Raw genomic sequence first — 1296 nt, 5'->3', positions numbered from 1 at the left:
TTGCTCGGCAAAACCACTCCAGAAGGACTGAGTAAACTGGTTCCGGATGGTACGCCAAGGAAACTGTTACCGCTGCTCACGCCGCCCGCGAGAACCGCTGAAAAACCATCAAAATTACCGGTACGCACATCAAAGTGAATATTCTTGAAATCATTACTTCCGTAACTCATGCCAATACTGGCACCAGGTTTGTTGGTCGGCTGGATCGGCACAAAATCAATACCACCTCCAATATTGTTATACCAACGATTCTCGGGATTACCGGGGCCATAGGTGACATGAATACCCTGGATCATGGAAGGCTGATTGACCTGGGGAGACTGCCACAACCCGGTAGCCGGATTATTCATGGGGATACCATCAAAAGAAATGGCAATACTGTGTGCGGCTTCAGAGCCCTTGGGATTACCCCAACCTTGTTTAATGCCATCTATGCTAATCTGAGCCTTGGCAGCACCCGTCCCGTAACTGGCCAAGGTACTCACCCCGGGAGCAAAATTCAGCATTTGCGCGCCGCCAGCACCTGGTCCTGCTGCTTCAATTTCTTTTCTGCCTAAAACTTTTGAAGAAATGCCTGACTTGAAGATGTGCTTTTGCTTGGGTAATTCTGGCGTATGCTGCGCATAAGCAGATTGTGTCACCACATTACTGGAAACTTCGCCTACAGCAATGCTTTGCTGATTGGTTTTGTGTCGTACCCGTGCGCTGCGCGTCTGGGCGGTCACCCCCGCATGGGCCAGTGGTATCAAGCCCAAGAGGCCGGTAGCGGCCAAGGCAAGGGTTAATGGACGCATATTTGTTTTACGGTACATTTTTATAACTCCCTAACGTTATATAGAAAAAAGTTTGTTCAAGAACTTTTTGCCGCTATCCCGATATCACTCACCCCCGCCTTCTGGCAGCGGTCCATGACATGAATGAAATCCTGAAAGGGCACGCCCCTGTCAGCGGCGATGGTGATCTGGGTCTTGCCGGGGTCGCCGTCGCTGGCGAGCATTTTCTCCAGACCATCCAGGTCGTAATGATGACCCTTGACGTTCACCGACCCGTCTTTCTGAATGTTGATGGTGAAATGCGGACGCGGCAGACTCTGGGCTTCACTGGAAGTGGGCAACTGCAGATTGAGCCCCTTGTCGGGAATCATCTGCAGGGTGATCATGATGAAAAACACCAGCAGGAAGAGCATGATGTCAATCATTGGAATGATTTCGACCCGACCCTTTTTCTGCTCGAAATAGCGTCTTTCCATTATCCCGCCCTCGCCACGGCCACCGCTTCAGCATTGGGGCGGCCTTC

General features: G+C 51.2%; 2 protein-coding genes. Both read right to left on the bottom strand.

Annotated elements, in window-relative coordinates; all coding sequences use genetic code 11:
- The coding region (locus AC2VLY_RS00575; protein WP_486892655.1) for a TonB-dependent receptor plug domain-containing protein at positions 1-812 on the bottom strand (812 nt) is incomplete at its 3' end.
- Between the two features lie 38 nt (positions 813-850).
- Complete coding sequence (locus AC2VLY_RS00570) at positions 851-1249, bottom strand: ExbD/TolR family protein (RefSeq protein ID WP_153940848.1); 399 nt, start codon at positions 1247-1249, stop codon at positions 851-853.
- Positions 1250-1296 lie beyond the last annotated feature (47 nt).

The sequence above is a fragment of the Acidithiobacillus sp. TH-A36 genome, from assembly GCF_057473445.1.
This window is presented reverse-complemented; position numbering and strand designations above follow the sequence as displayed.